The organism is Pseudomonas sp. MD195_PC81_125 (assembly GCF_014060985.1).
In the GTDB taxonomy this organism is placed as follows: Bacteria; Pseudomonadota; Gammaproteobacteria; order Pseudomonadales; family Pseudomonadaceae; genus Aquipseudomonas; species Aquipseudomonas parakoreensis.
This window is the reverse complement of sequence record NZ_JABULD010000133.1, coordinates 1-3,009: the sequence shown is the minus strand read 5'-3', so window position 1 is coordinate 3,009 and position 3,009 is coordinate 1. Positions and strand designations below refer to the sequence as shown.

Here is a 3,009-nt window from a genome sequence, read left to right as displayed (position 1 = left end):
CCTGACCCTGTGGGAGCGGGCTTGCCCGCGAATGCGTCAGTCCAGACGATGCATCTTTCGGCACTGCATAAAATAAAAAGGGCGAACCCAACCGGGTTCGCCCTTTTTGCATTTCAACCGCTCAGATCACAGCTTGGCCTGCAACAGCGCCTCGAGCTTCTCCTGGTCACGGGCAAACTGACGGATGCCCTCAGCCAGTTTCTCGGTGGCCATCGCGTCTTCGTTGGACAGCCAGCGGAATTGCGCTTCGTTGAGGCTCAGGCGCGCTTCGCCGGCGTGGCCCGGGGCGAGTTTGCGCTCCAGTTTGCCGGTGTCGGCTGCCAGCTTGTCGATCAGATCCGGGCTGATGGTCAGGCGGTCGCAGCCGGCCAGTTGTTCGATCTGGCTCAGGTTACGGAAGCTGGCGCCCATGACCACGGTCTTGTAATCATTGGCCTTGTAGTAGTTGTAGATGCGGGTCACCGACTGCACGCCCGGATCATCGGCACCGGTGTAGTCGTTGCCATTGGCCTTCTTGTACCAGTCGTAGATGCGGCCCACGAACGGTGAGATCAGGAACACCCCGGCGTCAGCGCAAGCGGCAGCCTGAGCGAAAGAGAACAGCAGGGTCAGGTTGGTCTGGATGCCTTCCTTCTCGAGAATCTCGGCTGCGCGGATGCCTTCCCAGGTCGACGCGATCTTGATCAGTACGCGGTCACGGCCGATGCCGGCCTTGTCGTACAGCTCGATCAGGCGATGGGCACGCTTGAGCACGGCGTCCTGGTCGAATGACAGGCGCGCATCCACTTCAGTGGAAATGCGGCCCGGAATCACTTTGAGGATTTCCTGGCCCACGGCGACGCCGAAACGGTCGCTGGCCAGGCCCACGTCGCCCTTGCAGTCGCTGACGCAAGCGTTCAGCAGCTCGGCGTAAGCCGGGATGGCGGCGGCTTTGAGCAGCAGGGAAGGGTTGGTGGTGGCGTCGACCGGCTTGACCCGGGCGATCGCTTCGAAGTCGCCGGTGTCGGCAACCACGGTGGTCATCTGTTTGAGTTGTTCCAGCTTGGAAGTCATGGGTGTGCTCTGTCCTGTGGGTTTGACGACATTACCCGAGCGCTGACGGCCACTCAAGGGCATCAAGGCGTAACGGGCTCCCCGGGGGCAACAACCTGAGAACGGCTGTTTGAAGGGTGGGGCGCGGTATCGATGAATACGATGCCAAAATCGGCCGCAGGTTCAAAGCAACTGACCTGTGACCAGGCCAGTTGCCGCTGACTTATTGGGCGTTAAGTTGCAATTCGGCCGCCGCTCTCGCCGGTTTTGGCTGGCCGTCAGAGGTCAGCAAGCCGAAGTTCTTCTCTCGTTCATTGCTGCCTGAATCACTGTTTTTCCATTCATAGATCGAAGTCAGTGGAATGTTCAGCCTTTTGACGTCGGCTATGAACGCCCCGACTTTGCTGGCTTGTCCTTCAATCCCGCCGTTGGAACCGAGCGCCGAAATACCCCATTCGCTGATGACTCCCGGCAGATGGAAATTCTGCTGGATGAACGATTGCGCATTGCTGATCTGCGTGGCTGTCATGCCGTAGGGATGGTAGGAAATCGCATTCAGGCACTTGGGGTATTCACTGACAATCCTGCTCAACGCCACGGTGGACGCCGAACCGGCCGTTGGCGGCCGCGCGAAACCGTAGCCGACCCGCGGTGCTGACTGCGGTTTGTCCTGGAGTGTTTTGCACACCGCACTCATGAACGGCACAAACGTGGTGTCGAAATTGCGCGTGGGCCAGTAGGTTTCCAGATCTGGCTCGTTCCAGATCTCCAGTGCTACCAGTTGTGAGCTGTAGGCGGTTTCAAGGCCGGTCAGGGTATTGGCAAAAGCTTCGCCTGCCGTCGTCAGTTCATTAGTGTTGGCCGGCGTCGTGGTCAAAGGCTTGATGGCGCGCACGGTCAGGAGCACCGGCAGGCCAGCGGAGCCGGCTGCGGCGAAAGCATCGCTGACCTGTTTTTGATAGGCCTTGGCGCTGAGGCTGTCGCTCCATACCCCGAAGCGCACGAAACTGAAGCCGGCAGCCTTGATGTTGGCAGCGTCGTCGGCGGTGAAACTCTGGATCTTCACCTGGACGCCGATGGTTCTGGCGGGAAGCTTGGGAAACAGTTCACTGGCGTGAACATGGGTGGCGACACTGAGTGCCAGCAGCGCCGAGGCGCCGAGCTGTGTGAGATGGGCTGATTTCATGTCTGCTCTCCGGATGAGAATGACAACAACGAATAGTTATCCCGTTACTCCTGTTTCGAAACTAACAAGGGTACTTAGTGCGTGATTGTTATTTTTTGTCAGGAAAACAAGACCTGAAAATCACAGTTATTTTTAGTCCGGTAATTCTATTTTGGCGGCTTTTGAGGCTGTGGTACTTAATACGCTGGTACTGACAGGGCGAATCTATTTCTGAGTGCAGGATGATCTAGTGGGTTCATTAATATTCGCACTAGATGTTGGCAGAATGATATTACACAGGAAAGTAAACCTTGTTCAGAAATATCCTGGTTGTGTGCGTTGGCAATATTTGCCGAAGTCCGACAGCAGAACTTCTGCTGCGTAACGCGCTGACCCCCTCAACCATCTCCGTGACTTCCGCAGGCCTCGCAGCGCGAGTCGGCGAAGGCATGGAAGCCTCGGCACGCCAGGTGCTGGAAGATCACGGGCACAGCGCCGAGGGGTTCAAGGCGCGGCAATTGACGAGCGATATCGTCAATGCATCAGACCTGATTCTGGTCATGGAAAAACAACATGTGAATCAGGTGCTGAAGATTGCTTCGCATGCCCGAGGCAAAGTGTTTCTTCTTGGCAAGTGGCAGGGCGAAAGAGAAATACAGGATCCGTATCGTCAAGGTAAGGCCGCTTTTATTCATGCCCATGCATTGATTGAAGATGCTGTTAGCTCGTGGGCGCAGCGCCTCGGACATTGATGAATATTCTTCAGATCAGTGAATGGTAAGAAAGACTTATGCAGTTACCGTCAGTAATCG

3 protein-coding genes are annotated in these 3,009 nt (G+C 56.7%); 1 reads left to right on the top strand and 2 read right to left on the bottom strand.

What is annotated here, in order from left to right:
• Positions 1–126: 126 nt before the first annotated feature.
• Together tal and HT737_RS06035 are read right to left on the bottom strand one after the other, a co-directional pair.
• Positions 127–1,053 (bottom strand): transaldolase, encoded by a 927-nt coding sequence (gene tal, locus HT737_RS06040; RefSeq protein WP_027611470.1) that lies wholly within the window; start codon positions 1,051–1,053, stop codon positions 127–129.
• 202 nt (positions 1,054–1,255) lie between these two features.
• Positions 1,256–2,218: a cellulase family glycosylhydrolase gene (locus HT737_RS06035; protein ID WP_047295240.1), complete on the bottom strand. Its 963-nt coding sequence runs from the start codon at positions 2,216–2,218 to the stop codon at positions 1,256–1,258.
• A gap of 290 nt (positions 2,219–2,508) precedes the next feature.
• On the opposite strand from HT737_RS06035, the gene HT737_RS06030 reads away from it, so the two are divergent.
• A complete protein-coding gene (locus HT737_RS06030) occupies positions 2,509–2,949 on the top strand; it encodes a low molecular weight protein-tyrosine-phosphatase (RefSeq protein ID WP_047295238.1) in 441 nt (146 codons plus the stop codon).
• Positions 2,950–3,009 lie beyond the last annotated feature (60 nt).

What these genes read in the sequence shown, in the direction of transcription:
- tal (WP_027611470.1), bottom strand. Translation starts at nt 1,053, where the DNA reads ATGACTTCCAAGCTGGAACAACTCAAACAGATGACCACCGTGGTTGCC.
- HT737_RS06035 (WP_047295240.1), bottom strand. Translation starts at nt 2,218, where the DNA reads ATGAAATCAGCCCATCTCACACAGCTCGGCGCCTCGGCGCTGCTGGCA.